A 25458-nucleotide genomic window follows, 5' to 3' on the forward strand; every position below is an offset into this window, starting at 1 on the left:
CCCGCTCCCACAGTTAACCGTGTTCCCAAGGGGACCGGAGGGTGTTTTTGAGACCATCACCGGCATCCGCCAGTTCGCCGTTATACTCGCCGCTCTGCTTTGGAGCCAGTATGAATTCGTTGCCGATTGATGATGTTTTACCCGCCCTGCGTGACGCCTTGGCGAGTCGCCATGAAGCCGTGCTCGAAGCGCCGCCCGGTGCCGGTAAAACCACCCGTGTGCCCTTGGCTTTATTGAATGAGCCTTGGCTGGCCGGGCAAACCATCCTGATGCTCGAACCTCGGCGCCTTTCCGCGCGTGCGGCGGCCGAACGCCTGGCCAGTGAGCTGGGCGAAAAGGTCGGTGAAACCGTCGGCTACCGCATTCGGCTGGACAGCAAAGTCGGCCCCAACACCCGCATCGAGGTAGTCACCGAAGGCATTCTCACTCGCCGCCTGCAAGACGACCCGGCGCTGGACGGCGTGGGTTTGCTGATCTTCGACGAGTTCCACGAACGCAGCCTCGACGCCGACCTGGCACTGGCCCTGAGCCTCAACGGCCGCGAGCTGTTTCGCGACGAGCAACCGCTGAAAATCCTGCTGATGTCCGCCACCCTCGAAGGCGAGCGCCTGGCGGGTCTGCTCGACGATGCGCCGATCCTGCGCAGCGAAGGGCGCATGTTCCCGGTGCAGATGCGTTGGGGGCGGCCGTACCAGGCCGGAGAATTTATCGAGCCGCGTGTGGTGCAGACCGTCCTCGACGCGGTGCAGGAACAAACGGGCAGCATTCTGGTGTTTTTGCCGGGGCAGGCGGAGATTCGCCGGGTCAATCAACAACTGGCCGACGCCTTGGGTGATCGCCCGGATGTGCTGCTGTGCCCGCTGCATGGCGAACTCGACCTCAACGCCCAGCGTGCCGCCATCGATCCGGCGCCCGCCGGCAAGCGCAAAGTGGTGCTGGCCACCAACATTGCCGAGACCAGCCTGACCATCAATGGCGTGCGCGTGGTGATTGACGCCGGGCTGACGCGGGTGCCGCGTTTCGACCCCGGCAGCGGCATGACCCGCCTCGACACCCAACGCATCTCCCGCGCCAGCGCCACCCAGCGCGCCGGCCGGGCAGGGCGCCTGGAGCCGGGCGTGTGTTATCGCCTGTGGTCCGAAGACCAGCACGAAGGTTTGGCCGCCTACGGCAGCGCGGAAATCCTCGCCGCCGACCTGGCGGGCCTCGCCTTGCAACTGTCGCGCTGGGGCGTTACGCCCACGCAACTGGTGTGGCTGGATGTGCCGCCGACTGCCGCGTATGCCCAGGCCCAGGATTTGCTGGTGCGCCTTGGCGCGTTGAACGACGACACACTCACCGCCCATGGCCAGAAAATGGCCGAGTTGCCCGCGCACCCGCGTATTGCCCACCTGTTGCTACGCGGGCAGGACCTGGGCCTGGCCGCGACCGCCTGTGATGTGGCGGCCTTGTTGGGAGAGCGCGATATCTTGCGCGGTGGCGGCGCGGATTTGCACAGCCGCCTGGCATTGATGTCCGGCGAAGAGCGCGCGCGTGGCACCCAGGGCGGCGTGCAGCGGGCCAAGCAACTGGCCCGTCAGTACCGTGGCTACCTGCGAGGCCAGCCGACTCAAGCGGTGGCCGACCCCGACCACCCGCGTTGGCTTGGCGCCTTGTTGGCGTTGGCTTATCCGGACCGCGTCGCTCAGCAACGTCGCCCTGGTGGCGCCGAATATCGCTTGGCCAATGGCCGCGCCGCGCTGTTCGCTGAGGCCGACAGCCTGATGAAACAACCTTGGCTGGTGATCGCCGACCTCGGCAGCCGCCAGGGCCAGCGCGAAGAACGCATCTACCTGGCGGCGGACTTTGACCCGGCGCTGTTCGACGGTGTGCTGGCCGAGCAGGTGCGCACTGTCGACCAGCTTGATTGGGATGAGCGCGAAGGCGTGCTGCGCGCCGAACGTCAGCGCAAAGTCGGCGAGCTGGTGCTCAGCCGCGAACCGCTCACCGGGCTGGACGAATCCGCCCGTAGCCAGGCGCTGGTCAACCTGGTGCGCCGCAAAGGCCTGGAGCTATTGCCGTGGACGCCAGAACTGCGCCAGTGGCAAGCCCGCGTCATGCTGCTGCGCCAGCTCGACGCGGGTAAAACCAGCGAATGGCCAGATATCAGCGACAAAGCTTTGCTGGCCGATTTGGAACACTGGCTGATGCCCTACCTGGGCAAAGTCTCGCGCCTGAGCCATTTTGCCAACCTGGACATTTCCAGCTTCCTGCACAACCTGCTGCCGTGGCCGCTGCCCCAGCGCCTGGACGAGCTGGCGCCACAGCATGTCAAGGTGCCCTCGGGCTCATCGGTGCGCCTGGACTACAGCGAACAGCCGCCGATTCTGGCGGTGCGCTTGCAGGAATTGTTCGGGCTGGCGGACACACCGCGTATTGCTGGCGGGCGTCAGGTGGTCAAGCTGCACCTGCTGTCCCCGGCGCGGCGGCCGGTGCAGGTGACGCAGGATCTGGCGAACTTCTGGCGTAGTACCTATGCCGAAGTGAAGAAGGATTTGAAGGGAAGATACCCCAAGCATTACTGGCCGGATGACCCCTTGGTGGCCGAACCCACTGCCCGGATCAAACCCCGAAAGTAGGTGATGTGAAGATCCAATGTGGGAGCGGGCTTGCTCGCGAAAGCGGTGGTTCAGTTGATACATATGCTGACTGACACACCGCCTTCGCGAGCAAGCCCGCTCCCACATGGGGTGTAGTGGTGCGGGTTATTGCGCAGCCGGCAGCAGGAACCGCGCGATCACTGGCAAGTGGTTAGAGATACGCAACGTATCCTCCTGGCGCACCTTGGCCTCCACCCGCTTGATCCTTGGGCTGTAGAACAAATAATCCAACGTCCGATCCGGCCCATCCACGCTCGGGTCGTTGGGGAAGTGCGTCAGCCACTTCGCCCGGTCAATCCCGCTGGATTCACTGTTACTCGGGATCATCGGGTATTTATCCCACAGCAAATGCAACTCGCTGTCGGGCGAATACTGCCCACGCTTGCCGGCATCCAGGCGCAGGAATTGCCCCAGCGGCAGCAGGTTGAAATCCCCACCAATCAGCCAGGGCGTACCACGGCCTTCGAACTTATCCAACAACTTGACCGTGGCTTTGGCCTGCTCCTGCACCGCCGAACGCCCAGGTTTATCACCATCCAGGCGGGTGTTGAGCACGGCCAGTTGGCCACCATCGCTCAGCGGCAGGTAAGTCAGCAGCAATGCCGGCTTGGGTTGGAACTGACGGCTGATGAAGTTGGCCGGCGACACCGGCAGTTGCAGGCGCTCGGCGTGTTCGATCTGGTAGCGGCTCAGCGTGACGAGCTTGCGGCCGACGCTGCCGAAGATATGCAGGTTGGGCACAAAGTCAGCTTTCCAGTCGAACGCCTGGGCGCTGCACGGGTAGAGGTCGACCAGGCGTTCCTGAAGCAACGCTACCTGGTCCTGATAATGGGAAGACTTGGCGCCTTCATCGAGCTCCTGCAACAGCAGGATGTCGGGCTGTTCGTCGCGAATCACCCGCGCCACTTCGTCCAGGCTGAAGGCCATGTCTTCTACCGTAGGGCGATCGTCCGGGCCTTTGCCGTCGGGGCTGTCGTACCAGAACACATAGTTCTTGCCGGCCAGGTATTGCACGTTCCAGGTCATGACCTTGAGCGCCTGCCCCGGCAGCAAGGTCGGCGCACGTGGCGCGACGCAGCTCACGGGCAGGGTCTGCTTGTCGACGGGGCGCCAGGTCAGGCTGTAGATCAGGGCCGCAAGCAGGCCCGCGATGATCAACAGGCTCAGCAGGGTGATGCGCAATAAACGGGTCATTGGCTCGGCTTATAGCGTTATCAGAGGTGGCACGGAGCATATCACCGTGCGTCGGCATCGCCACCGATCAACATAAACAAACGGAAAAGTACCACGCTGGTAAACAGTTGCAGAAAACTGTGGGCGCTGTCGATCAGCACACCCAGCAGCGGCGCTGGGTTCGGATAGGCCGCTACGCTCGCGCCTTTGAGCAGCCACAACGGCGTCATCACGCACAGCAGGCACACCAGGATTCGCCAGAAATGCCCACGGGTCAGGCGGAAACTTTCCTTCATCGCCTCCAGCGCCGACATGCCGCGCAACACCAGCAGGTACTCGGCAAACGCCAGCACCACCATCAGCCACAGGCCCGGCAGGAAGTACAGCGACAGCCCCAGCAGAATCAGCAAGGTGCTGACCGCCGTCAGCAGGGCGAAACGCGGCCACATGGCCAGGGCCATGGCCCACACGTCTTTAGTGCTGGGCGACTCACCCCGGGTGCGCGCATCCAGAAACAGGATCAAGGCGCCGGTGTACAGCGGGTACACCAATAACCCGACGACCACGCTGTAACCGGGGAACGCATCCGGGCCAAGCGTGTGATCGAGCACCTGTTGCAGCAGGGCTTCGAGGATCACCAACGGCAGGCACAGCTGGACGATGGCGCCCAGGTTGCGTTGGGTGAAACGGAGGGAGTCGCGCAATACGTCTAACGGATTCATCAGGTTCGTCACAGGCCTAAAAGCAAGGCCAACACTTTAACCGATCATGACGAGAGGTAAGCAAACGTAAACCTTGCGTAAAGACCATTGAAACGTCTGGTAACACCCCCATAACTAGGCTGTAGCTCGCCTGATCACAGGCGGGCCCATGATTTCTACCGGCAATCTAACGAGGTCGCCATGAACAGCGAAGAGCAAACCCTGATCGATGGACTGTTTTCACGGTTGCAACAAGCCGAAACGGACTCAGCCCCCCGCGACGCCCTGGCCGAAGCGCGGATCAAGGAGCACATGACTCGCCAACCGGCCGCCGGGTACTACATGACCCAGTCGATCCTGGTGCAAGAACACGCGATCAAGAGCCTCGACGCGCAGAACAAGCAACAGGCGCAGCAGATCCAGCAATTGCAGGATGAGCTGCAACAGGCCCGTGCCCAGGCCGCGCAACCGGCACCGAGCAGTGGCGGCTTCCTGTCGAGCATCTTTGGTGGCAGCAGTTCCCGCGACTCGCAGCCGGCACAAAGTGCTGCGCCTTCTTCGGGCGGCGGCTGGCGTGAACCGGCGCGGCCATCGTTCGGCCAGCCTGCACCGCAACAGAACTACGGTGCCCCGCAGCAAAACTATCAACAGCCGCAGCAAGCTCCCGCCGCGCCTATCGGCAGTGGCTTCCTTGGCGGCGCACTGAAAACCGCCGCCGGTGTGGCCGGTGGTGTGATGCTGGCCGAAGGCATCAGCAGCCTGTTCAGCCACAACTCGCAGCAGCCGCAGGTGGTGGAAGAAATCATCCGCGAAGAACCGGCACCGGCCAGCGACAACGGCAACTGGGGCAATGACGACCAGAAGTTTGCCGGCAATGACAGCTGGGGCAATGACAACTCATCCGACAGCTTCGCAGACAGCGACTATTCCGACGATTCCTCCTCCTTCGGCGACGACGACTCCTTCGTCTGACCCATCCTCAACCGGGGCGCTTCGTCGCCCCGGGCTGATTTTTCGCTGAAACTTTCCCATGGCTGGCATACTGGCAACCTTTCCGGGCCTTGGCGCCTGGCAGTCATGAGGAAGTGCGGTGAAAAAAATTGCAGTGTTCGCCGATGTACAAAACCTCTACTACACCGTGCGCCAGGCTTACGGTTGCCACTTCAACTATGCGGCGCTGTGGGCGGACATCAGCTCGCGCGGGCTGATCGTTGAGGCTTACGCCTATGCCATCGACCGTGGCGACAGCAAGCAGCAGCAATTCCAGCAGATCCTGCGCAACCTGGGCTTTACGGTAAAGCTCAAACCCTACATCCAGCGCGCCGACGGCTCGGCCAAGGGCGACTGGGACGTGGGCATTACCCTCGACATCATGGACGCCGCCGACCACGTCGATGAAGTGGTACTGGCTTCCGGCGACGGTGATTTCGACATGCTGCTCGAACGCATCATCCAAAAGCACGGCGTTGAAGCCGTGGCCTACGGCGTGCCGGGGCTCACGGCCAACTCGCTGATACGTGCCGCCAGCCGCTACGTGCCCATCGAAGGCGCGCTGCTGCTTAAATAAGTGCTGCGGCTTAATCAATAGTTAGACGGAGTTGGAACAGGTTTGGAACGTATAGCGGTCATCGACTTTGAAACCACCGGCATCACCCCGAGCAGCCACTGCCGTGCCACGGAAATCGCGGTGGTTATCCTCGAGCGCGGCCAGATCGTGGACCGCTACCAAAGCCTGATGAATGCCGGCGTGCGCGTGCCAGGGTTTATCGAACAACTCACTGGCATCAGCAATGCGATGCTGCGCAGCGCGCCACCGGCTGAGCGGGTGATGAATGAAGTGAATGAATTTGTCGGCACTACGCCGCTGCTGGCGCACAACGCCGCGTTCGACCAGAGGTTCTGGGACTTTGAACTGGGCTTGATCCGCCGCACCCGCCTGCAAAAATTCGCCTGCTCGCTGCTGCTGGCCCGCCGCCTGATGCCGTCGGCACCCAACCATAAGCTCGGCACGCTGAACGCGCTCGCCCAACTGCCCCACACCGGCAAGGCTCACCGGGCGATGGCGGATGCGGAGATGGCCGCCAACCTCACCGCCCACCTGGCCCAGGAACTGCGCCGCACCCACGGCTTGCGCGAACTTTCCCACGAGCTGCTGTGTACCTTGCAGAAAGTGCCGGCGGCGAAGATCAACGAGCACCTCAAGAAGCACCGCGGGTTCTAAGCCAACCCCAATTCCAAGAACACTGAAGCTCAAAATGTGGGAGCGGTGCTCATCGAGGCTGCACACACTCCAACGCCCGATCCACCACACCTTTGGCCATCCCCACCAAATGCATCACCGCCCGCTGCTGGGCACTGAGCGTCTCACCCGACACATTCACCGTCTCCACCGCGCAATGCAGCAAGTCGGCCGCATGGGCGAGGGCGTCTTCGAAGCTCAGGTTGTCATTGAGCACAAAATTGGGCGCGTCCGGGGCGGATGCTTTGAGGTAGTAGTCGATGGCTCGGCGGTTGAGGAGGGCGTCTTCGCTGAGGAAGTCCGTCGGGGTAGTAGTTGAGGCAGAGGTTGCTTTGACCATGTTGATTCTCCGGCACTTGTAACTCACTCCTCCGTCAATTTCGGCTTGCACTTCCGGTCATCGAAGGGCCGATGACATGGGGAAGACTAGCGGCCGAATTCAGCCGGAACAAGGCATGAAATGGCGCTCGGAAATGTCCTTCAAGAGAATCGGAAGCGGTGATGCCACTAATGCTATCGCACCGCTGCGATGGCATTGTCAGGGAATAAACGCCATCACCGAGACCGGCGATCCCGAGCCGCCTTCCAGGCCCAGCACACCAATCACGAGGGTCGTGCCCTTGGCCGGCAGCCGCTCCAGATGGGTCAGGCACTCCAATACGATGCCATTGCCGGCCAGTACGGCATGGTTGGTGGCAAAGGCAGTGCTTTGCCCCGGATCAACCCCGTGGGTATCAATGCCCACGCCGGCGATCTGTCGGTGGTCCAACAGCCAGCGTATCGCCGGCTCGCCAATGCCCGGGAAGTGCAGGCCTTGGGCATCTTCGCCAAAAAAACCGATGGGGTCGTTCCAGAGGTGCTGCCAGCCGGTGTACATCAGCACGACCGAGCCTGGCTCGATGCGCCCGTGATGGTTTTCCCAGGCTTGAAGATCATGCAGGCCGATCTGGTAGTCGCGGTTACCTTGGGTTTGCGCGCGCACATCAATCACCACGGCAGGCCGAACCAGGTCTTGGGGTTGATAGCCGTCAATCCCGATGCCATCGGCATAGAAGCTGTTCGGTGCATTCATGTGGGTGGCGCTGTGTTCGCCCATACTGAAGCGGCGCAGGAAATAGCCGTCTTTTTCCAGGCTCGCGACGTCTTCAAATACCACCGGCGGATCCCCCGGCCATAATGGAATGCGCGCAGTGATCGGGTGGCTGAGGCTGACGATTTTGCTGTGCTTACCCAGCATTTTTTACCTCCAACTGCGCCAACGGCACCCGCCGTTCTATCGCGCTGGATAAAATAATCGAAGTCTTGCTGAAGCCGAATTTCGCCACCCGGTTAATCAAATTCTCCAGCTCCGGCATCGAGCCCACCGCCGCCTGCATGATCACGCACGGGTCGCCCGTGACCCGATGGCATTCAGTCAGTTCGGGGATTTCAGCCAGGGCGTCGTAGACCTTCTGGCTGCCGTTATTGGTCAAGCGCAGTTCGATCGTGCATTGGATGGGCAGGCCGATTTTGGACAGGTCCACCTTGGCCTGATACCCGGTGATCACGCCACTGGCCTCCAGCTTGGCCACGCGCTCCGCCACGGCGGGCGCGGAGAGGTTTACCGTGCGGGCCAATTGCGCGTAGGACGCGCGGCCGTCTTCGAGCAGGGCGCTGAGGAGCATGCGGTCGTATTTGTCCATGAGAAGGCTCCAGTAACGCGTGGCTTTCGAAAGCACGGGTTATAGCCCTCATAACCATGTTTTGAAAAGTGTATGGGCGCTTTAAACAGGTTTTGTAACTTATGTTTAGCGTGCTGCCTTTTTAGAATAAGCCTCTCATCTCCTGCCATAGAGCCGCCCAATGCCTGGCCCACGTCGCTTTCCGTTACCGTTGATCGCTGCCTTTTTTGCGTTGTATGTGATTTGGGGTTCCACCTACCTGGTGATTCGAATCGGCGTTGAATACTGGCCGCCGCTGATGCTCGGCGGGATTCGTTTTCTGGTCGCGGGTTTGGCCATGTATGGCTTTTTGCGCTGGCGCGGGGCGCCTGCGCCGACGTGGGTGCAGTGGAAGGCTGCGGCCAAGATCGGCATTTTGCTGTTGACCTTCGGCAATGGCGCGGTGACGGTGGCTGAGCACGCGGGGGTTGCCTCGGGTGTGGCGGCGTTGGCGGTGGCGACGGTGCCGTTGTTCACCTTGCTGTGCGGCTATTTCTGGGGCGCGCGTAATACCCGCCTGGAATGGGCCGGGGTGGTGCTGGGGATTATCGGCATCGCCATGCTCAACATGGGCTCCAACCTGCAATCGAGCCCGACCGGGGCGATGTTGCTGCTGTTTGCCGCCGCCTCCTGGGCGTTCGGCTCGGTGTGGAGCAAACACCTGCCATTGCCGGCCGGTGCCATGGCCAGCGCGGCGGAAATGATCATCGCCGGTGCCTTGCTGTTGGTGGGCAGTGCGCTCACCGGCGAACGCCTGCAGGCTGTGCCGCCGCTTGCCGGATGGCTGGCCCTGGCGTATTTAGCCGTGTTCGGCTCGATCATTGCCTTTAATGCCTATATGTACCTGCTCAAGCACGTGCGCCCGGCAGCCGCGACCAGCTATGCCTATGTGAACCCGGCAGTCGCGGTGTTACTGGGGATCGTGTTCGTCGGTGAAACCATCGGCATGGAAGAAGCCCTGGCGATGCTGGTGATCATCAGTGCCGTGCTATTGATCAGCCTGCCACAGTGGCGTAAGCCAAAACCGGAAATAAGGTAAACTGCGGCGCATTACGGCTTTTTTTACTCGCTTATGGCGCTGAACTTTTCCTACGGTAAACACATGACTTTCGCCACACTTGGCCTGATCGAACCCTTGCTGCGCGCCCTTGAGACGCTTGGCTACCAGACCCCGACGCCGGTGCAGGCGCAAGCCATTCCGGCGGTGCTGGCCGGTCGCGACCTGATGGCCGCGGCCCAGACCGGCACCGGCAAGACCGCAGGTTTCGCCCTGCCGCTCCTGCAGTTGCTGACCATGGAAGGGCCGAAAGTCGCTGCCAACTCGGCGCGTGCGCTGATCCTGTGCCCGACCCGCGAGCTGGCCGAGCAGGTTCACGCCAGCGTCGCCGAGTACGCGCAACACCTGCCGCTGACCACTTACGCGGTGTACGGCGGCGTGAGCATCAACCCGCAGATGATGAAGCTGCGCAAGGGCGTCGACATTCTGGTCGCCACGCCTGGCCGCCTGATCGACCTGTTCCGCCAGAACGCGCTGAAACTCAACCAGCTGCAAACCCTGGTGCTGGACGAAGCCGACCGCATGCTCGACCTGGGCTTCTCCGAAGAGCTGGCGAACATTTACCGCATGCTGCCGAAAAAGCGCCAGACGCTGCTGTTCTCCGCGACCTTCTCCGATGAAATCCGCCAACTGGCCGGGCAGATGCTCAACGACCCGCTGAGCATCGAAGTGAGCCCGCGCAACGTCGCTGCCAGCACCGTGAAGCAGTGGGTGGTGCCGGTGGACAAGAAGCGCAAGCCGGAGCTGTTCGTGCACTTGATGCGCAAAGGTCGCTGGAAACAAGTGCTGGTGTTCGCCAAGACCCGTAACGGCGTGGACGCGCTGGTGGATAAGTTGCAGGGCCTGGGCATCAATGCCGATGGCATCCATGGCGACAAACCCCAAGCGACCCGCCAACGCGCGCTGGACCGTTTCAAATCCAGCGACGTGCAGATTCTGGTGGCCACCGACGTGGCGGCCCGTGGCCTGGATATCGAAGACTTGCCGCTGGTGGTCAACTTTGACCTGCCGATCGTGGCTGAAGACTACATCCACCGAATCGGCCGTACCGGCCGGGCGGGTAACACCGGCGAGGCGATTTCGCTGGTGTGTGCCGATGAAGTGAACATGCTGTCGGCCATCGAGATGCTCACGCGTCAGACGCTGACCCGCAAGATGGAGCCGGATTTTGAACCGGAGCACCGCGTGCCGGACACCGATGCCAGCGGGCAGGTGGTGAAGAAGCCGAAAAAGCCCAAGAAACCTAAAGCTTCGGGCGGCGGCGGCGGCAAGCGCAATTTGGGTAAGTGGGTGGACAGTGGCGATGTGGCGCCGGCTGAGCCTTCGATTAAACCGGTGCGCAAAGTGCCGGTGTTTAACACTGGGCCGCGTAAGAAGAAGTAAGTCTTGAGGTGCTGCTGAAGGCCTCTTCGCGAGCAAGCCCGCTCCCACATTTTGATCTGTGAATACATTCAAAATGTGGGAGCGGGCTTGCTCGCGGAGGCTGCTTTGAGTCCGCCACAAACCTCAGCGCTTAAGCCACTCCAACACGCCCCGCCCAGCCATCCGCCCACTGGCAAAACACCCCGTCAGCAAGTACCCGCCGGTCGGCGCCTCCCAATCCAGCATCTCCCCCGCGCAGAACACGCCGGGCAATTGCTTGAGCATCAAGCGCTCATCCAGCGCTTCAAACGGCACACCGCCCGCCGTGCTGATCGCCTCATCCATCGGCCGTGTCTTTACCAGTGTCAGCGGCAGCGCCTTGATATCCACCGCCAATTGCGCCGGATCATTAAAGTGTTCAGCTGGCGCCAATTCACGCAACAGCGCCGCTTTGACCCTATCCAGACCCAACTGACTGTGCAAATGCTTGCTCATCGATCGCGAGCCACGGGGCTTGGCCAAGGCGGCTTGTACCTTGTCCAGTGGCTTGCTCGGCAGCAGGTCGATATGCACCGTCGCTGAGCCATTACGGTTGATCGTTTCACGAATCGGCGCCGACAGCGCGTAGATCAAACTGCCCTCGATGCCCATAGCGGTGACCACGCATTCGCCCAACCGAGGTTTGTCATCCCCGAGGCCGATGGCGACGTTTTTCAACGGTGCGCCGGCGAATTTGCTGACCATCAGCTCACTCCAGCCCGACACTTCGAAGCCGCAATTGCTCGGTTGCAGCGCGGTGTAAGGCACGCCTTTATCTTCCAGCAACTTGAGCCAGGCACCGTCGGAGCCCAGGCGCGACCAACTGCCGCCGCCCAAGGCCAACAACACCGCATCGCTGTGGACAGTTTTATCGCCGTCCGGGCTGTGGATAAGTAAACCGCCGTCGACGGTCCAGCCCAGCCAGCGATGCCGGGTGTGGATAACCACGCCTTGGTCGCGCAGGCGCTTGAGCCAGGCGCGCAGCAGTGGGGCGGCTTTCATGTCGGTGGGGAATACGCGGCCGGAGGTGCCGACAAAGGTCTCGATGCCCAGGCCATGAATCCATTCGCACAAGGCGTCGCTACCAAACGCCCGCAACAGCGGCGCCATCTGTGGTGCGCGCTCGGCATAGCGCGACAGGAACGCCGGGTACGCCTCGGAGTGGGTGATGTTCATGCCGCCCACGCCCGCCAGCAGGAACTTGCGCCCCACCGAAGGCATGCCGTCGTACACGTCCACCCGTACGCCCGCCTGGCTCAAGACCTCAGCGGCCATCAGCCCGGCAGGGCCGCCGCCGATAATAGTGACGTGTTGGGAAGGGGTCTGAGGCATGGGCAGGGCTACGGTCGCTTGAATAGGCCGAGCATTCTACCCGACGGCGGCGTAGCTGCCTGATCAAAAAATGTACACTTTCCTACAAGCCATACGGCCGCTCGCTCTTAGAGGCTTACGCTCAAGTTATCCACAGGCCGTTCCACAGGCATTGTGGGTAACGCCCACAACTCAATGACAACCTGATGACGCCCACACCCGTTGTGCGCTGTGGTGCAGGATGCCGTGGCGGCGGGCCAGGGCCGGGCGGTCTTTGCTGTAGCCGCCGCCGATCACGCCCATCACTGGAATGTCGCGGCCCAGGCAGTGGCGCATCACGCTTTCATCGCGGGCGGCAACACCTGCGTCTGTCAGCTTGAGGTAACCGAGGGCGTCGTCCTTGTGCACATCCACCCCCGCGTCGTACAGCACAAGGTCGGGCTGGTACAGCGGCAACAGATAGTTGAGTGCGTCGTCGACCACCTTGAGGTAGTCGGCATCGCCCATGCCCATGGGCAGCGGAATGTCCCAGTCGCTCTGGGCCTTGCGCGCCGGGAAGTTCTTTTCGCAGTGCAGCGACACCGTGATGGCGTCCGGCGTGTCGTGCAGGATGCGCGCGGTGCCGTCGCCCTGGTGTACGTCGCAGTCGAAGATCAGCACGCGGTTGACCCGCCCGCTGGCCAGCAGGTAATGGCTGATCACCGCCAGGTCATTGAAGATGCAAAAGCCCGCCGGGTAGTCGTAATGGGCGTGGTGCGTGCCGCCCGCCAGGTGGCAGGCCAGGCCGTGTTCCAGGGCTTTTTCTGCTGCGAGAATTGAGCCACCGACTGCACGCACGGTGCGCCGCGCCAGGGCTTCGTTCCAGGGCAGGCCGAGGCGGCGTTGGTCTTCGCGCGATAATTCGCCGCTCATGTAGCGCTCGATATACCCAGGTTCATGGGCCAGGGCCAGAATCTCGGCGGGGCAGACCTCGGGTCGCAGCAAGTGGCTGTCCTGGGTCAGGCCGCTGTCCACCAGGTGGTCACGCAACAGGCGGAATTTGTCCATGGGGAACCGGTGGTCCGCCGGGAACTCAGGGCTGTAGTCATCGTGGTAGATCAATGGCAAAGGCATGGGATTTTCTGACGGGAACCTGCGACGGATCTTACCAGCGCTGTACACTCACGCACATGGCAAGGGAGGGGGACCCATGGAGCCGATACTGGAATTGGAAAGCGCACGGCTGGTGCTGCGCCAATGGCGCGACAGCGACCTGACGGAGTTTGCACGCATGTGCGCCGACCCGCAGGTGATGCGTTATTTCCCGGCCAAGCTGAGCCACTTGGAAAGCGCGGCATTGATCGGCCGTATTCGCGGGCATTTTGCCGAATACGGCTTTGGCTTTTGGGCCTTGCAGCGCAAGGATACCGGCGAATTTATCGGCCTCACCGGGCTGCAAAACGTCAACTTCGAGGCCGATTTTACCCCGGCGGTAGAAATTGGCTGGCGCCTGGCCCGTGAGCATTGGGGTTTGGGTTACGCCAGTGAAGCGGCGTGGACCGCACTGCGCTGTGGTTTCGACCGCCTGCAGTTGGACGAGATTCTCTCCTTCACCACCGAAGCCAATCTGCCATCACAAAAAGTCATGCAGGCCATCGGTATGCATTACGATCCCCAGGCAGATTTTGAACACCCCAAGGTCGCAGCCGATGACCCGCTGCGCCATCATGTGTTGTACCGCATCACCCGCGCCCAATGGTTGGACACGCTGCATGGATAAGCAGCCCGGAATGCCCTATTGATTGTAGGAGTTGCTCTATGAGCCAAGTTTTGGAAGATCTGGTGGACTTGCTGACCCTGGAGCCGATCGAGGAAAACCTCTTTCGCGGCCGCAGCCAGGACCTGGGTTTTCGCCAACTGTTCGGCGGCCAAGTGCTGGGCCAATCGCTGTCGGCCGCCAGCCAGACCGTAGAGGAAGCGCGCCACGTGCATTCCCTGCATGGCTATTTCCTGCGCCCTGGCGATGCAGCGCTACCCGTGGTGTATTCGGTGGACCGCGTGCGCGATGGCGGCAGTTTCAGCACGCGCCGCGTCACGGCGATCCAGAAAGGCAACCCGATTTTCACCTGCACCACCTCGTTCCAGTATGACGAGGAAGGCTTCGAGCACCAGACCACCATGCCCGTGGTGGTCGGCCCGGAAAACCTGCCGTCGGAGCTGGAACTGACCAAGCAACGTGCACACCTGATCCCCGAGCACATGCGCGACAAGCTGCTGTGCCCCAAGCCGATCGAAGTGCGCCCGGTGACCGAAAAAGACCCGTTCAACCCGCAGCCGTCCGATCCGGTCAAATACGTGTGGTTCCGTGCTGACGGCGCGCTGGCTGATTCGCCGGCGTTGCACAAATACCTGCTGGCTTACGCTTCGGACTTTGGCCTGCTGACCACTTCGCTGCTGCCCCACGGCAAAACGGTTTGGCAGAAAGACATGCAGGTCGCCAGCCTTGACCATGCGTTGTGGTTCCACGCCGACCTGCGCGCCGATGACTGGCTGCTCTACGCCATGGACAGCCCGTGGGCCGGTAATTCCCGTGGTTTCTCGCGGGGCAGCGTGTACAACCGCGCCGGGCAACTGGTGGCTTCGGTGACCCAGGAAGGGCTGATTCGTCATCGCAAGGATTGGGCATGAGCCTGTCGGACGTTAAACATTGGGTGTTTGATATGGACGGCACCCTCACGGTGGCCGTGCATGATTTTGCCGCGATTCGCGTGGCGCTTGATATTCCACCTGAAGACGACATTCTCACGCACTTGGCGGCATTGCCTGCGGATGTGGCAGCGGCCAAACATGCCTGGTTGCTTGAGCATGAGCGCGAGCTGGCCGTGGGTTCGGTTGCTGCTGTTGGCGCGGTGGAGTTGGTGCGCGAGCTGGCCGGGCGTGGTTATCATCTAGGCATCCTGACGCGCAATGCGCGCGAGTTGGCGCATATCACCCTGCAAGCGATTGGCCTGGCAGACTGCTTTGCCGTCGAGGATGTGCTGGGGCGTGATGATGCGCCGCCCAAGCCCGATCCGGGTGGGTTGCTGAAGTTGGCGACTGCCTGGCAGGTAGCGCCGAGCGCGATGGTGATGGTCGGGGATTACCGCTTTGACCTGGATTGCGGCCGAGCCGCGGGGACCAGGACTGTGTTGGTTAATCTACCGGAGAACCCGTGGCCGGAACTGGCGGATTGGCATGCGGCAGATTGTGCGGCGTTGCGCCGAATGCTCTAACCCAGACACCTTGGTCGGGCTTGTGTGGGAGCTGGCTTGCCTGCGATGCGGACACCTCGGTCTGTCAGCCATACCGAGGTGATGCTATCGCAGGCAAGCCAGCTCCCACACAACCCAGCTCCCACATTTTTGATCCGGTTTTGTCAGTTACTGACTAAACAGCACTTTCTCGCCTTCAGGCGAGGTAAACATCTTGTCGCCGTCGTGCCCAACCCCTGGCACTTCCACCAGCTTCTGCGTCAGTTGCGGATGACGCTGCTTGAGGTAGTCGAAATAGTTGTGCCCACGAATCAGGCGGTACGCGCCCTGGGTTTCGGCTTCGCAGCTTTTATCCAGCGCCGGGTGGTTCGGGTCGGTGTCTTGCTGGCCCAGCAGGTAGGTGATGTTGCGTGATACGTAAACCTGTTCAAGCTGCTGCGCGCTCTGGCCTTTGGCGTAATCCGGCAGGTTTTGCATGCCGTACTTCCAGTCGTTAAAGCCTGGGCAGCTGGCCACATCAAACTTCACCGGGCGTTGCGGGGTGAAGTAGGCGTAGGACGATGGGTTAGCCACCACGTAACGCAGGCTGATGCCCTCGGTTTGCAGCATCGGGTGGTCGTGGCCGGTGAGGGCGAAGCGCTGCACCACCTGGCCGCCACCGGAATGGCCGGCTACCACGATTTCTTTCAAGGCCGGGAACAGCTTGCGGTTGCCCAGGTGCTTGATGATCTGGTCGAGGGCGCCGTAGGAGCTGACCTGGCCTGGGCCGGTCGACGGGTCGCCGGCCATCCAGTCGTTGTGATTCCAGCGCAGCACTTGGCTGTCGAGGTGGTTGCGCTGGATATCCAACTCATTCAGAAACTGCGGCGCGATCACCAAGGTATTGGCCGCAACGCCCGCGTGCTGGGCGGCATCTTCGCCGCTTTGCAGGTAGGTCTGCGCATTGCGCAGGCGACCATGCACGATGATCAGCGCGCGGGTGACGTTGGGCAGCGGCTGACGCCAATCCTGGCTCAAGCCCAGGCTCAAGGCGCCGGCATCCAGTTGGAAACGATCGGGGCTGACCACCTTGACACCATGTTCTTTCTTGGCGGCCCAGGTGACGGTGGAACACATCGCTAATGCGCTAAGCAGCAATCCCAATCGTTTATTCATTTAAAGGCTCTTGGCTGTAAAGGTGTCGCATTGAGTGATCTGGCCCTCTGCGAAGCCGGTCTTGAACCAGCGAACCCGCTGTGCGGAGGTGCCGTGGGTAAATGAGTCCGGCACTACGCGGCCTTGACCCTGTTGCTGCAAACGGTCATCGCCAATGGCGTTGGCCGCATTCAGTGCGGCTTCAATATCGCCGGGCTCCAGCCAGTTCAGGCGTTTTTGCGCGCGGTTGGCCCACACGCCGGCGAAACAGTCGGCTTGCAGTTCCTGGCGTACCAGTAAACCGCCATCGCCTTGCATCTGCCGGCCTTGCTGGCGCGCGGCCTGGATCTTGGCCGAGATGCCCAGCAGGGTTTGCACGTGGTGCCCGACTTCATGGGCAATCACATACGCCTGGGCGAACTCGCCCGAAGCCTTGAAGCGTTGCGACATCTCCCGGAAGAAATCCAGGTCCAGATACACTTGTTGGTCAGCCGGGCAATAGAACGGGCCGCTGGCCGAGGTGGCGCCACCGCAGGCGGAATTGACCCGGCCACGGAACAGAATCAGTTTCGGGTTCTTGTAGGCCAACCCGTTTTCCTTGAACACCTGGCCCCAGGTGTCTTCCGTATCGCCCAGCACGGCGCGCACGAAATCGGCCTGTTGATCATTGGCCGGCGGCGCCTGGCGCGCCTGCGTACTCGCCGGCGGCGCTTGCTCCATTTGGCCGCTTAACTGGCCGAGGATCTGCATCGGGTCCTGGCCGGTCAGCCAGCCAATGCCGACGATCAGCACAATCGCCGTGAGGCTCAGACCCTTGCCGCCGCCAAAGCGCATGCCGCCACCGCCGCCGCCACTGTCATCGCGGGCGTCCACCACGTTGTCGCTGCGTCGGCCTTTTTTCCATAGCATGGGTGCAGTCCTCTCGTTAAGCCTGCGCTCTTTATTGATAAGAGCAGTGTTGTTGGTGCAGGGGCATGGCGCCAGCCCGGCTGTCCGACAAGCAACGAGAGCTGCCTAGTATCGCTGCTGTCAGGCCGTGTCGGCAGGGGCGCCAGATGAAAGTTATGTCAGGTTTGCCGCCTCAGTCGCGGCAGTAACCTTCACCGGTGTCGACGATCAGGCAGTCCTTTTTATCCGCCAGCCATTTAAGGCCAGTGGCTTCACCGTCGCCGGCGCTCAGCTGTTGCGGGCCGTCCGGGCGGGTGAAACTGATGCCGTCTTCATTGGCTTCGCCTTTGAAGGTGCCGGAGTCGTCGGCATCAAGGCCGTATTGCATGGTCAGCAGGTAGTGGCCACGGCCGATGCTGTCGTCCTTGGCGATGGTCAGGTTCAGGCCTTCGACGCCGATCCATTTGCCGACCCATTTATCGGTCGGTGGGGTTGCCGGCACCAGCGTGGCTTGCACGGAAGCCGGTGCGGGTTTAGGCGCTTCCTGGGGTTCCTTGTTACACGCGGTGAGCAGGGCAAGGGCAGAAAGAACAAAGAGTGTTTTTTTCATAGCGACATGGCCTTGGTTAAAAAGGGTGCAACGCGACGGTGAACGTGCAGCGTTGGACTCGAAACCCATGAATTAGTGCGCTGTTCGCACGGTGTTTGGTTATGCTCTTGGGGCAGACGCAAGCCCGGCTGCTAGATTACCGGGTTGAGTGCCAAAGCGTTCAGCCCACCATGCAAGAGAATTCAATGACTGTCAGCACACCGCTTTCCGGCGTCAACCATCCTTTCAAAGGCATCCTGCTGATTGTGCTGGCGACGTTTCTGTTCTCCAGCCACGACGCCTTGTCCAAGTACCTGGCCGGGTTCTACCCGATTGTGATGGTGGTGTGGGCGCGTTACCTGGTGCACACCTTGCTGATGGCCGGGATATTCCTGCCGCAATCCGGCTTGCGGGTGCTGCGCAGCAAGCGGCCGGGCATGCAGGTGGTGCGTGCTTTGTGCCTGTTGGGCACCAGTCTGTTTTTTACCGCGGCGCTGCACTACATCCCGTTGGCGGAAGCCACGGCGGTGAACTTCCTGGCGCCGATCCTGGTGACGGCGCTGTCAGTGCCCTTGCTCGGCGAGCACGTCACGCGTGGCCAATGGCTGGCGGTGATCTGCGGGTTTGTCGGTGTGTTGATCATTATCCACCCCGGCGGCGAACTGTTTACGCCTGCGGTATTGCTGCCGCTGTGTTCGGCGATGTTCTTCTGTTTCTACCAACTGCTCACGCGCATCCTCAGCCAATACGACACGCCGACCACCAGCAACTTCTTTGCCGGGCTGTGCAATACCTTGGTGATGAGTGCGCTGGTGCCGTTCTTCTGGCAGGTCCCGACGCTGTGGCATGCCTGCCTGATGCTGGCGCTGGGCACCTGCGGCATGACGGCGCACTTGATGCTGACCCAGGCGTTCCGCTTTGCGGCGCCGGCCTTGCTGGCGCCGTTCGGCTATTGCCAGATCGTATTTGCGGGGTTGTTGGGTTGGCTGGTGTTCAGCCATACCCCCGACGTGACCACGGTGGTCGGCATCGGGGTGATCTGCATGAGCGGGCTGGCCGCTGCCTGGCAGCAGCGGCGGCGGTGAGTTACACGTCGACTTTGGGAATCTTGCGCGGCGCCATGAAGTACATCCAGGTCAGCGCAATGAAATACATCGCCGGGATCAAGGTGAACAACACGGTGTAGTTGTTGTTGGTCACGGTGAGGATGTGCCCGACGATCTGGGTCATGAACATGCCGCCGATGGCCGCGCACATGCCGCCGAAACCGAACACCGTGCTCATCATGTGCTTGGGCGTGTAGTCCATCACCAGGCTCCAGATGTTGGCGGTCCAGGCCTGGTGCGCGCCGATCGCCAAGGAGATGGCGAACACTGCAACCCACAGTTGGCTGGAGCCGGCAGCCATGATCACGCCGACGATGCAGCAGGCAAACAGCAGCATCGACAACAACCGCGCCTTGATCGCATTCATCCCCCGGCCGATCAGGAATGACGACAGGATCCCGCCACCCACACTGCCGAAGTCGGCGGTGAGGTAAATGATGATCAGCGGAATACCCATCTGGGTCACGTTGATGCCCAGGTTGTATTGCTGATTCAAAAACGGCGGCAGCCAATACAGGTAGAACCAGAACACCGGGGCGGTCATTGCGTAGGCAAGGGCGAAGGCCCAGGTGCCGCGCATGCGCAGGATGCGGCTGAACGGCACGCTCGGTTGCTCGGGTTCGGCTTCCTGTTGCACGTAGTCCAATTCGGATTGTTTGGCCGTCGGGTGGTCTTCCGGGTTGTAGTACTTCAACCCCCAGAACACCAGCCAGATCGCGCCGAGTGCCGACATCCACAGGAACGCCGCCTGCCAGCCCCACACGTGCAGGATCAACGGCAGCAGCATTGGGGTCATCATCGCGCCCACGTTGGTGCCGGCGTTGAAGATGCCGGTGGCCACTGCGCGCTCGCCGGCCGGGAACCACAACCGCGTGGTCTTGACGCAGGCGGGGTAGTTGGCGGCTTCCGTCAGCCCGAGAATAAAGCGGCAGACCATAAAGCCCACTGCCGAGGTGGCCAGGCCGTGGGCGCCGGTGGCCAGGCTCCACAACAGCACGGCGCAGAAGAACACGCGCTTGACGCCCACGCGGTCAATCAGCCGCCCTTGCAACACAAAACCGATGGCATAACCGACCTGGAACCAAAAATTGATGTTGGCGTAGTCCATCGCCGTCCAGCTCATCTCTTTGGCCAGGATCGGCTGCATCACGCCCAGGGCGGCGCGGTCGATGTAGTTCAGGGTGGTGGCGAAGAACACCAGGGCCAGCATGCCCCAGCGCGTTTTACCCACGGCCATGGCGCCACGGATTTTGTCGCCGATGCCGGCGTGCGGGTTGCCCGGGCGCGCGGCCAGGGCGGAGTTTTGCGAAGGCATGAGGTCGTACCCGTTTTTGAAATTTTTATGGTGTGTTCTGGGTCTTGGTGCAGGTTCGATGGTGCGCAGTGGTTAAAAAGTCGTCAATTCGCCAACAGGGCATAGTGTTCGGTAATCGCACAAAAAACTAACCGGTTCGTACATTTTAATTGCTGCGTGTAGGCTAGGGGCCAATAATTTGCTGCAAATAACAACTGCCGGGAGTCGCCCCATGCAACGTTCCATTGCCACCGTTTCCTTGAGCGGCACCCTGCCGGAAAAGCTCGAAGCCATCGCCGCTGCCGGGTTCGACGGGGTCGAGATCTTCGAGAACGACCTGTTGTATTACGACGGCAGCCCGCGGGAAGTTAGGCAGATGTGCGCCGACCTGGGCATTGCCATCACCTTGTTCCAGCCGTTCCGCGACTTTGAAGGATGCCGCCGCGACCGCCTGGCGCGCAACCTGGAGCGCGCCGAGCGCAAGTTCGATTTGATGCAGGAGCTGGGCACCGACCTGGTGCTGGTGTGCAGTAATGCCTCGGCGGATTGCGTGGGCGATGAGCGCATCTTGCTCGATGACCTCAGCTTGCTGGCCGAGCACGCTGGCCGCCGTGGCCTGCGTATCGGCTATGAAGCGCTGGCCTGGGGCAAGCATGTGAACACCTGGCAGCAGGTGTGGAACCTGGTGCGCCAGGTCGATCACCCAAGCCTGGGCGTGTTGCTCGACAGTTTTCACACCTTATCGCTCAAGGGCGACCCGAGCGGCATCGCCGACATTCCAGGCGATAAAATCTTCTTTGTGCAGATGGCCGACGCGCCGATCCTGGCCATGGATGTGCTCGAGTGGAGCCGGCATTTCCGCTGTTTCCCGGGGCAGGGCGAATTTGACCTGGCAGGTTTTCTCGCACCGATCATCAAGAGTGGCTACACCGGGCCGTTGTCCCTGGAGATTTTCAACGATGGTTTCCGCGCCGCGCCTACCCGCGCGAATGCGGCGGATGGCTTGCGTTCGCTGCTGTACCTGGAGGAGAAAACCCGTGAACGCCTCCAGCAGCAAGCGCCGGCCCAGCCCGTCGATATTCTGTTTGATACCCCGGCGGCCAGTGAATACAACGGCATCGAGTTCCTCGAGTTTGCCGTGGATGAAAGCCTCGGTGCCAAGCTGACCCACTGGCTGGAGCGCCTGGGGTTCGTCAAGGCAGGCCAGCACCGCTCCAAGAGTGTGAGCCTGCTGCGCCAAGGGGATATCAACCTGATCCTCAACTGTGAACCCTATTCCTTTGCCCATAACTTTTTCGAAGCCCACGGCCCGTCGTTGTGCGCTACCGCGATTCGGGTCAAGGACAGCGCCAAGGCGCTGGAGCGGGCCGTGGCCTACAAAGGCCAGCCGTATCGCGGGCTGGTCGGGCCTAACGAGCTGGAGCTGGCGGCAGTACGTGCGCCAGATGGCAGCCTGATTTATCTGGTCGACCCTGCCGAGGGCGCGCTGTACGACACTGACTTCAACTTGCAAGCGGCAACGGCGTCCAGCGGCGGCCTGCTGCGCATCGACCATATGGCCATGGCCTTGCCGGCCGACAGCCTCGACAGTTGGGTGCTGTTCTACAAGAGCCTGCTGGATTTCGAAGCCGATGACGAAGTGGTGCTGCCCGACCCTTATGGCCTGGTGAAAAGCCGAGCGTTGCGCAGCCGGTGCAGCTCGATCCGCTTGCCGCTGAATATTTCCGAGAACCGCAACACGGCGATTTCCCACGCGCTGTCGAGTTATCGAGGTTCGGGCGTGCACCATATTGCTTTTGACTGCGCGGACATTTTCGCGGAGGTCAGCCGGGCCAAAGCGGCCGGCGTGCCGTTACTGGATATCCCGCTCAACTACTACGACGACCTGGCCGCACGGTTTGATTTCGACGATGAGTTCCTCAGCGAACTGGCGTACTACAACGTGTTGTACGACCGTGACGCCCAGGGCGGTGAGTTGTTTCATGTGTACACCGAGGCGTTTGAAGGGCGGTTTTTCTTCGAGATCATCCAGCGTAAAAACGGTTATGCCGGTTATGGCGCGGCCAACGTGGCGGTGCGCCTGGCGGCGATGGCCAAATCGCGCAGCGGCGCGGCACGTCAGGCGCGTTTATAACGGCCGGCCAGGTGCTTCCTTCGGGAAGCGCCTCGGCCCATAATCGCCGTCTGCACAACACAAATGGCCGTGAGCGCACCATGACCCTGACCCCCGACCTCTCCGCTGTGTCAGACACACCGCGCAAGAGTCGCAAGAACAACCCGGAAAAGACCCGCGAAAACATCCTGCAGGAAGCCATCGTCGAGTTTGTTCAGCAGGGCCTGTCCGGCGCGCGCGTGGATGCGATCGCCGAGCGTATCCACACCTCCAAACGCATGATCTATTACTACTTCGGCAGCAAGGAACAGTTGTACGTCGAGGTGCTGGAAAAACTCTACGGCGACATCCGCAACACCGAAACGCGCATGAACCTCACGGCCCTGGAACCGCGTGAAGCGATCCGCCGGCTGGTGGAATTCACCTTTGACCACCACGACCAGAACGTGGATTTCGTGCGCATCGTCAGCATCGAAAATATCCACAACGCGGAATACGTGAAGCGCTCGGATTCGATCAAGGCAATGAACAGCAACATCCTCGAAGCGCTGGGCGCCACATTGCGGCGCGGCGCCGAGATGGGGCTGTTTCGCGCAGGGCTGGAGCCGCTGGATGTGCACCTGCTGATCAACTCATTCAGCTTTTACCGGGTGTCCAACCGCCACACATTCAGTGAGATCTTTCAGATCGAACTGTCGGATGAAGCGGTTAAACAGCGGCATCGGGAGATGATTTGTGAGTCGGTGATGCGCTACTTGCAGGCTTAAGTTCCCACATTTTTTGATTCGGTTTCGGCAGTCAGCTATTCATGCTCTGAAAGTGCGCCAGCATTCGTTGCGCATCCGGCGTTTGGCCACTGAACAATTCAAACGCCTTCACTGCCTGAAACACTGCCATATTGCCGCCGTCCAGCGTACGGCAACCCAAGGCGCGGGCGTTGCGCAGCAGTTCGGTTTCCAGCGGGAAATACACGATTTCCGCGACCCATAATTCGGCCCGCAACAGCGCAGGCGGCACCGGCGTGCCGGGCAGCTTGGCCATGCCCATGGGCGTGGTGTTCACCAAACCGTCTGCCTCGGCCATGGCGTTTTCCAGGTGGTTGCCAACCTGGGCGCGACCGGCACCAAAACGCTGCGCAAGGTTATCCACCAGGTCGCGGGCGCGGGCCATGTCCACGTCAAAAATACTCAAGTGCTGCACGCCTTCGGCCAGCAACGCATGGGCCACTGCTGCGCCCGCACCGCCGGCGCCCATCTGCACCACGCGTTCGCGCGCGACATCATGCAAGTTGCGCCGGAAACCTTCGGCAAACCCCAGGCAATCGGTGTTGTGGCCAATGCGCTTACCGTCCTTGTACACCACGGTGTTGACGGCGCCAATGCCGCGCGCCTCGTCAGACAACTCATCGAGCAGCGCCAGCACTGCTTGCTTGCACGGGTAGGTAATGTTCAACCCAGTGAAATGCATTAATTCGGCAGCGTCCAGCAGGTCGGGCAGGGCGTTGATATTCAGTTGCAGTGCTTCCAGGTCGATCAATTGATACAGGTAGCGCAAGCCTTGGGCGTCGCCTTCCTGTTCATGCAGGGCGGGCGTGCGGGAGGCTTGGATGCCGGCGCCGATCAGGCCGGCGAGGATGCGCGGTTTCATTGGGCGGACCCTTTGAGGCTGTGACTGAAGTGTTCCAGCGCCAGGTGATACCCATGGCTGCCGAAGCCTGCGAGCACCGCCTTGGCAATGGGCGATACAAACGAGTGATGCCGAAACGCCTCGCGCGCATGCACATTGGATAAATGCACTTCAATCACCGGCACTTCACTGGCCACCAGTGCGTCGCGAATCGCTACGGAGGTGTGGGTCCAGGCCGCCGGGTTGATCACGATACCGGCGCAACGCGCGCGGGCACCGTGGATCCAGTCGAGCAGTTCACCTTCGTGGTTGGTCTGGCGAAATTCGATTTTCAACCCGAGGTTTTCCGCGCTGCGACCGCACAGGGCGGCGATGTCGGCCAGGGTTTCATGCCCGTAAGTCGCGGGCTCGCGGGTGCCGAGCAGGTTGAGGTTGGGGCCGTTGAGCACCAGCACGATGGGCGGCATAAAGGGTCTCTCCACACTTATTATTGGTTGTGCGGATAAAATGTACTGGATGGTTAATTTGGTCAATTGATGGCAGCGGATGTGTTCGATTATCGAACTCTTATTCTGATACACCCTGAGACCCCAATCAGATTAGATATCAATTGAAAATAATTCTCGACAACGCTTAAGATGCCCGCCTGTTTCCTTAACATTCCAGGGAGTCGGTTTGTCGGACGTGGATCTCAAGGGCCTGTTTCTCAAGCACGCCGATACCCTGCGCGGGTATCTGGCGCGCAAGGTACGGGACCCGCAGTTGGCCGCGGACCTGGTGCAGGAGAGCTTCCTGCGCCTGGCGGAAAAACCGGCCGGCGAGCGCATCGACAATTCCCAGGGCTATCTCTATCGAACGGCAAGCAATCTGCTGATCGACCATATTCGCCAGGAAGCGCGGCGCAAGACAGACTCCGTGCCCCACGAGGCATTGGCCGAGATTGAAGATGACGTGGCCGGGTTGGAGGCTCAGGCAATGGCGCAGCAACAGCGACAGGCATTGAAGCAGGCACTGGCGGAGTTGCCGGAACGCACCCAGCAGGTTTTCCGTCTGAACCGCATCGAGGGCATGACCCATGCCCAGGTTGCCCGCCACCTGGACATCTCCGACAGCTCCGTGCAAAAGCACTTGGCCAAGGCCTTGGCCTATGTGATGCAGCGCTTGCAGGACGGTGAGGTGAAGCCATCCGACGAATGAATTACCGAAACAGCCCGCGTCAGACGTCACAGCGTTTACATAACGAAAATTCGAGATTCA

Annotated in this window: 26 protein-coding genes; 13 read left to right on the plus strand and 13 right to left on the minus strand. The window is 61.3% G+C overall.

Annotation, left to right across the window (positions count from 1 at the left end; genetic code table 11):
- Nucleotides 1-110 precede the first annotated feature (110 nt).
- Complete coding sequence (gene hrpB / locus FFI16_RS00320; RefSeq protein WP_138813720.1) at nt 111-2618, plus strand: ATP-dependent helicase HrpB; 2508 nt, start codon at nt 111-113, stop codon at nt 2616-2618.
- A gap of 126 nt (nt 2619-2744) precedes the next feature.
- Here hrpB and FFI16_RS00325 read toward each other — a convergent pair whose 3' ends face one another.
- Together FFI16_RS00325 and FFI16_RS00330 are read right to left on the minus strand one after the other, a co-directional pair.
- Nucleotides 2745-3833, minus strand: coding sequence for an endonuclease/exonuclease/phosphatase family protein (locus tag FFI16_RS00325; protein ID WP_138813721.1), 1089 nt, complete (start codon nt 3831-3833; stop codon nt 2745-2747).
- A gap of 41 nt (nt 3834-3874) precedes the next feature.
- On the minus strand, nt 3875-4534 hold the full coding sequence (locus FFI16_RS00330; RefSeq protein WP_138813722.1) for a YciC family protein: 660 nt from the start codon (nt 4532-4534) through the stop codon (nt 3875-3877).
- Between the two features lie 180 nt (nt 4535-4714).
- Here FFI16_RS00330 and FFI16_RS00335 point away from each other — a divergent pair, with 180 nt between their 5' ends.
- From FFI16_RS00335 to FFI16_RS00345, 3 genes are all read left to right on the plus strand, one after another.
- Nucleotides 4715-5485, plus strand: a complete 771-nt coding sequence (locus FFI16_RS00335; RefSeq protein WP_138813723.1) for a DUF2076 domain-containing protein — start codon at nt 4715-4717, stop codon at nt 5483-5485.
- A gap of 118 nt (nt 5486-5603) precedes the next feature.
- Nucleotides 5604-6080 carry an NYN domain-containing protein gene (locus FFI16_RS00340; RefSeq protein ID WP_138813724.1) on the plus strand — a complete coding sequence of 159 codons (477 nt, stop codon included), beginning with the start codon at nt 5604-5606 and terminating at the stop codon, nt 6078-6080.
- A 42-nt stretch (nt 6081-6122) separates the two neighbouring features.
- The gene (locus FFI16_RS00345) at nt 6123-6734 is read left to right on the plus strand and encodes a PolC-type DNA polymerase III (RefSeq protein ID WP_138813725.1); all 612 of its coding nucleotides are present in this window, start codon (nt 6123-6125) and stop codon (nt 6732-6734) included.
- A gap of 49 nt (nt 6735-6783) precedes the next feature.
- On the opposite strand, the gene FFI16_RS00350 is transcribed toward FFI16_RS00345, so the two are convergent.
- The 3 genes from FFI16_RS00350 to FFI16_RS00360 all read right to left on the minus strand — a co-directional run bounded on the left by FFI16_RS00350 (nt 6784) and on the right by FFI16_RS00360 (nt 8434).
- On the minus strand, nt 6784-7092 hold the full coding sequence (locus FFI16_RS00350; protein ID WP_138813726.1) for a DUF3077 domain-containing protein: 309 nt from the start codon (nt 7090-7092) through the stop codon (nt 6784-6786).
- 198 nt (nt 7093-7290) lie between these two features.
- On the minus strand, nt 7291-7989 hold the full coding sequence (locus FFI16_RS00355; protein WP_138813727.1) for a cyclase family protein: 699 nt from the start codon (nt 7987-7989) through the stop codon (nt 7291-7293).
- On the minus strand, nt 7979-8434 hold the full coding sequence (locus FFI16_RS00360; RefSeq protein WP_138813728.1) for an Lrp/AsnC family transcriptional regulator: 456 nt from the start codon (nt 8432-8434) through the stop codon (nt 7979-7981). Before FFI16_RS00360 ends, FFI16_RS00355 begins: the two co-directional genes overlap by 11 nt.
- 160 nt (nt 8435-8594) lie before the next feature.
- On the opposite strand from FFI16_RS00360, the gene yedA reads away from it, so the two are divergent.
- Entirely contained in the window at nt 8595-9491 is an 897-nt protein-coding gene (gene yedA / locus FFI16_RS00365; RefSeq protein ID WP_138813729.1) for a drug/metabolite exporter YedA, read from the plus strand.
- Between the two features lie 63 nt (nt 9492-9554).
- Nucleotides 9555-10892 carry a DEAD/DEAH box helicase gene (locus FFI16_RS00370; protein ID WP_138813730.1) on the plus strand — a complete coding sequence of 446 codons (1338 nt, stop codon included), beginning with the start codon at nt 9555-9557 and terminating at the stop codon, nt 10890-10892.
- A 123-nt stretch (nt 10893-11015) separates the two neighbouring features.
- On the opposite strand, the gene FFI16_RS00375 is transcribed toward FFI16_RS00370, so the two are convergent.
- Complete coding sequence (locus tag FFI16_RS00375; RefSeq protein WP_138813731.1) at nt 11016-12242, minus strand: TIGR03862 family flavoprotein; 1227 nt, start codon at nt 12240-12242, stop codon at nt 11016-11018.
- 171 nt (nt 12243-12413) lie between these two features.
- The gene (locus FFI16_RS00380) at nt 12414-13334 is read right to left on the minus strand and encodes a histone deacetylase (RefSeq protein WP_017139340.1); all 921 of its coding nucleotides are present in this window, start codon (nt 13332-13334) and stop codon (nt 12414-12416) included.
- A 76-nt stretch (nt 13335-13410) separates the two neighbouring features.
- Between FFI16_RS00380 and FFI16_RS00385 the strand changes: the two genes are divergently transcribed.
- The 3 genes from FFI16_RS00385 to FFI16_RS00395 are packed head-to-tail and all read left to right on the plus strand — an operon-like array spanning nt 13411 to nt 15472.
- The gene (locus FFI16_RS00385) at nt 13411-13980 is read left to right on the plus strand and encodes a GNAT family N-acetyltransferase (protein ID WP_138813732.1); all 570 of its coding nucleotides are present in this window, start codon (nt 13411-13413) and stop codon (nt 13978-13980) included.
- A 38-nt stretch (nt 13981-14018) separates the two neighbouring features.
- Complete coding sequence (tesB, locus tag FFI16_RS00390; RefSeq protein WP_017139338.1) at nt 14019-14888, plus strand: acyl-CoA thioesterase II; 870 nt, start codon at nt 14019-14021, stop codon at nt 14886-14888.
- Nucleotides 14885-15472 (plus strand): HAD family hydrolase, encoded by a 588-nt coding sequence (locus tag FFI16_RS00395; RefSeq protein WP_138813733.1) that lies wholly within the window; start codon nt 14885-14887, stop codon nt 15470-15472. The genes tesB and FFI16_RS00395 overlap by 4 nt, the downstream gene beginning before the upstream one ends.
- A gap of 147 nt (nt 15473-15619) precedes the next feature.
- On the opposite strand, the gene FFI16_RS00400 is transcribed toward FFI16_RS00395, so the two are convergent.
- From FFI16_RS00400 to FFI16_RS00410, 3 genes are all read right to left on the minus strand, one after another.
- Nucleotides 15620-16606 (minus strand): alpha/beta hydrolase, encoded by a 987-nt coding sequence (locus FFI16_RS00400; RefSeq protein WP_138813734.1) that lies wholly within the window; start codon nt 16604-16606, stop codon nt 15620-15622.
- Nucleotides 16607-17494 (minus strand): neutral zinc metallopeptidase, encoded by an 888-nt coding sequence (locus tag FFI16_RS00405; protein WP_138813735.1) that lies wholly within the window; start codon nt 17492-17494, stop codon nt 16607-16609. It abuts the gene before it with no gap.
- A gap of 172 nt (nt 17495-17666) precedes the next feature.
- The gene (locus FFI16_RS00410; protein WP_138813736.1) at nt 17667-18083 is read right to left on the minus strand and encodes a membrane lipoprotein lipid attachment site-containing protein; all 417 of its coding nucleotides are present in this window, start codon (nt 18081-18083) and stop codon (nt 17667-17669) included.
- A 185-nt stretch (nt 18084-18268) separates the two neighbouring features.
- On the opposite strand from FFI16_RS00410, the gene FFI16_RS00415 reads away from it, so the two are divergent.
- Nucleotides 18269-19147: a DMT family transporter gene (locus FFI16_RS00415; protein ID WP_017139333.1), complete on the plus strand. Its 879-nt coding sequence runs from the start codon at nt 18269-18271 to the stop codon at nt 19145-19147.
- A 1-nt stretch (nt 19148) separates the two neighbouring features.
- Here the strand turns inward: FFI16_RS00415 and FFI16_RS00420 are convergent, their stop codons facing one another.
- Complete coding sequence (locus FFI16_RS00420) at nt 19149-20483, minus strand: MFS transporter (protein WP_138813737.1); 1335 nt, start codon at nt 20481-20483, stop codon at nt 19149-19151.
- Nucleotides 20484-20694: 211 nt separating this feature from the next.
- On the opposite strand from FFI16_RS00420, the gene quiC reads away from it, so the two are divergent.
- Together quiC and FFI16_RS00430 are read left to right on the plus strand one after the other, a co-directional pair.
- Nucleotides 20695-22596 (plus strand): 3-dehydroshikimate dehydratase QuiC, encoded by a 1902-nt coding sequence (gene quiC, locus FFI16_RS00425; protein ID WP_138813738.1) that lies wholly within the window; start codon nt 20695-20697, stop codon nt 22594-22596.
- A gap of 80 nt (nt 22597-22676) precedes the next feature.
- Nucleotides 22677-23342: a TetR/AcrR family transcriptional regulator gene (locus FFI16_RS00430; RefSeq protein WP_138813739.1), complete on the plus strand. Its 666-nt coding sequence runs from the start codon at nt 22677-22679 to the stop codon at nt 23340-23342.
- A gap of 31 nt (nt 23343-23373) precedes the next feature.
- On the opposite strand, the gene FFI16_RS00435 is transcribed toward FFI16_RS00430, so the two are convergent.
- Entirely contained in the window at nt 23374-24222 is an 849-nt protein-coding gene (locus FFI16_RS00435; RefSeq protein ID WP_138813740.1) for a shikimate dehydrogenase, read from the minus strand.
- Nucleotides 24219-24668, minus strand: coding sequence for a type II 3-dehydroquinate dehydratase (gene aroQ / locus FFI16_RS00440; RefSeq protein ID WP_138813741.1), 450 nt, complete (start codon nt 24666-24668; stop codon nt 24219-24221). Before aroQ ends, FFI16_RS00435 begins: the two co-directional genes overlap by 4 nt.
- Nucleotides 24669-24876: 208 nt before the next feature.
- On the opposite strand from aroQ, the gene FFI16_RS00445 reads away from it, so the two are divergent.
- Nucleotides 24877-25398 carry an RNA polymerase sigma factor gene (locus FFI16_RS00445; RefSeq protein WP_138813742.1) on the plus strand — a complete coding sequence of 174 codons (522 nt, stop codon included), beginning with the start codon at nt 24877-24879 and terminating at the stop codon, nt 25396-25398.
- Nucleotides 25399-25458 lie beyond the last annotated feature (60 nt).

The sequence above is a fragment of the Pseudomonas sp. KBS0710 genome, from assembly GCF_005938045.2.
Taxonomy (GTDB): domain Bacteria; phylum Pseudomonadota; class Gammaproteobacteria; order Pseudomonadales; family Pseudomonadaceae; genus Aquipseudomonas.

Coding starts and splice junctions, on each gene's coding strand:
- FFI16_RS00420 (WP_138813737.1), bottom strand. CDS start 20,483: ATGCCTTCGCAAAACTCCGCCCTGGCCGCGCGCCCGGGCAACCCGCAC.
- FFI16_RS00335 (WP_138813723.1), top strand. CDS start 4,715: ATGAACAGCGAAGAGCAAACCCTGATCGATGGACTGTTTTCACGGTTG.
- FFI16_RS00375 (WP_138813731.1), bottom strand. CDS start 12,242: ATGCCTCAGACCCCTTCCCAACACGTCACTATTATCGGCGGCGGCCCT.
- FFI16_RS00385 (WP_138813732.1), top strand. CDS start 13,411: ATGGAGCCGATACTGGAATTGGAAAGCGCACGGCTGGTGCTGCGCCAA.
- FFI16_RS00435 (WP_138813740.1), bottom strand. CDS start 24,222: ATGAAACCGCGCATCCTCGCCGGCCTGATCGGCGCCGGCATCCAAGCC.
- aroQ (WP_138813741.1), bottom strand. CDS start 24,668: ATGCCGCCCATCGTGCTGGTGCTCAACGGCCCCAACCTCAACCTGCTC.
- FFI16_RS00325 (WP_138813721.1), bottom strand. CDS start 3,833: ATGACCCGTTTATTGCGCATCACCCTGCTGAGCCTGTTGATCATCGCG.
- FFI16_RS00405 (WP_138813735.1), bottom strand. CDS start 17,494: ATGCTATGGAAAAAAGGCCGACGCAGCGACAACGTGGTGGACGCCCGC.
- FFI16_RS00400 (WP_138813734.1), bottom strand. CDS start 16,606: ATGAATAAACGATTGGGATTGCTGCTTAGCGCATTAGCGATGTGTTCC.
- FFI16_RS00370 (WP_138813730.1), top strand. CDS start 9,555: ATGACTTTCGCCACACTTGGCCTGATCGAACCCTTGCTGCGCGCCCTT.
- yedA (WP_138813729.1), top strand. CDS start 8,595: ATGCCTGGCCCACGTCGCTTTCCGTTACCGTTGATCGCTGCCTTTTTT.
- FFI16_RS00430 (WP_138813739.1), top strand. CDS start 22,677: ATGACCCTGACCCCCGACCTCTCCGCTGTGTCAGACACACCGCGCAAG.
- FFI16_RS00415 (WP_017139333.1), top strand. CDS start 18,269: ATGACTGTCAGCACACCGCTTTCCGGCGTCAACCATCCTTTCAAAGGC.
- FFI16_RS00355 (WP_138813727.1), bottom strand. CDS start 7,989: ATGCTGGGTAAGCACAGCAAAATCGTCAGCCTCAGCCACCCGATCACT.
- FFI16_RS00350 (WP_138813726.1), bottom strand. CDS start 7,092: ATGGTCAAAGCAACCTCTGCCTCAACTACTACCCCGACGGACTTCCTC.
- FFI16_RS00395 (WP_138813733.1), top strand. CDS start 14,885: ATGAGCCTGTCGGACGTTAAACATTGGGTGTTTGATATGGACGGCACC.
- FFI16_RS00380 (WP_017139340.1), bottom strand. CDS start 13,334: ATGCCTTTGCCATTGATCTACCACGATGACTACAGCCCTGAGTTCCCG.
- quiC (WP_138813738.1), top strand. CDS start 20,695: ATGCAACGTTCCATTGCCACCGTTTCCTTGAGCGGCACCCTGCCGGAA.
- FFI16_RS00410 (WP_138813736.1), bottom strand. CDS start 18,083: ATGAAAAAAACACTCTTTGTTCTTTCTGCCCTTGCCCTGCTCACCGCG.
- hrpB (WP_138813720.1), top strand. CDS start 111: ATGAATTCGTTGCCGATTGATGATGTTTTACCCGCCCTGCGTGACGCC.
- FFI16_RS00330 (WP_138813722.1), bottom strand. CDS start 4,534: ATGAATCCGTTAGACGTATTGCGCGACTCCCTCCGTTTCACCCAACGC.
- FFI16_RS00360 (WP_138813728.1), bottom strand. CDS start 8,434: ATGGACAAATACGACCGCATGCTCCTCAGCGCCCTGCTCGAAGACGGC.
- tesB (WP_017139338.1), top strand. CDS start 14,019: ATGAGCCAAGTTTTGGAAGATCTGGTGGACTTGCTGACCCTGGAGCCG.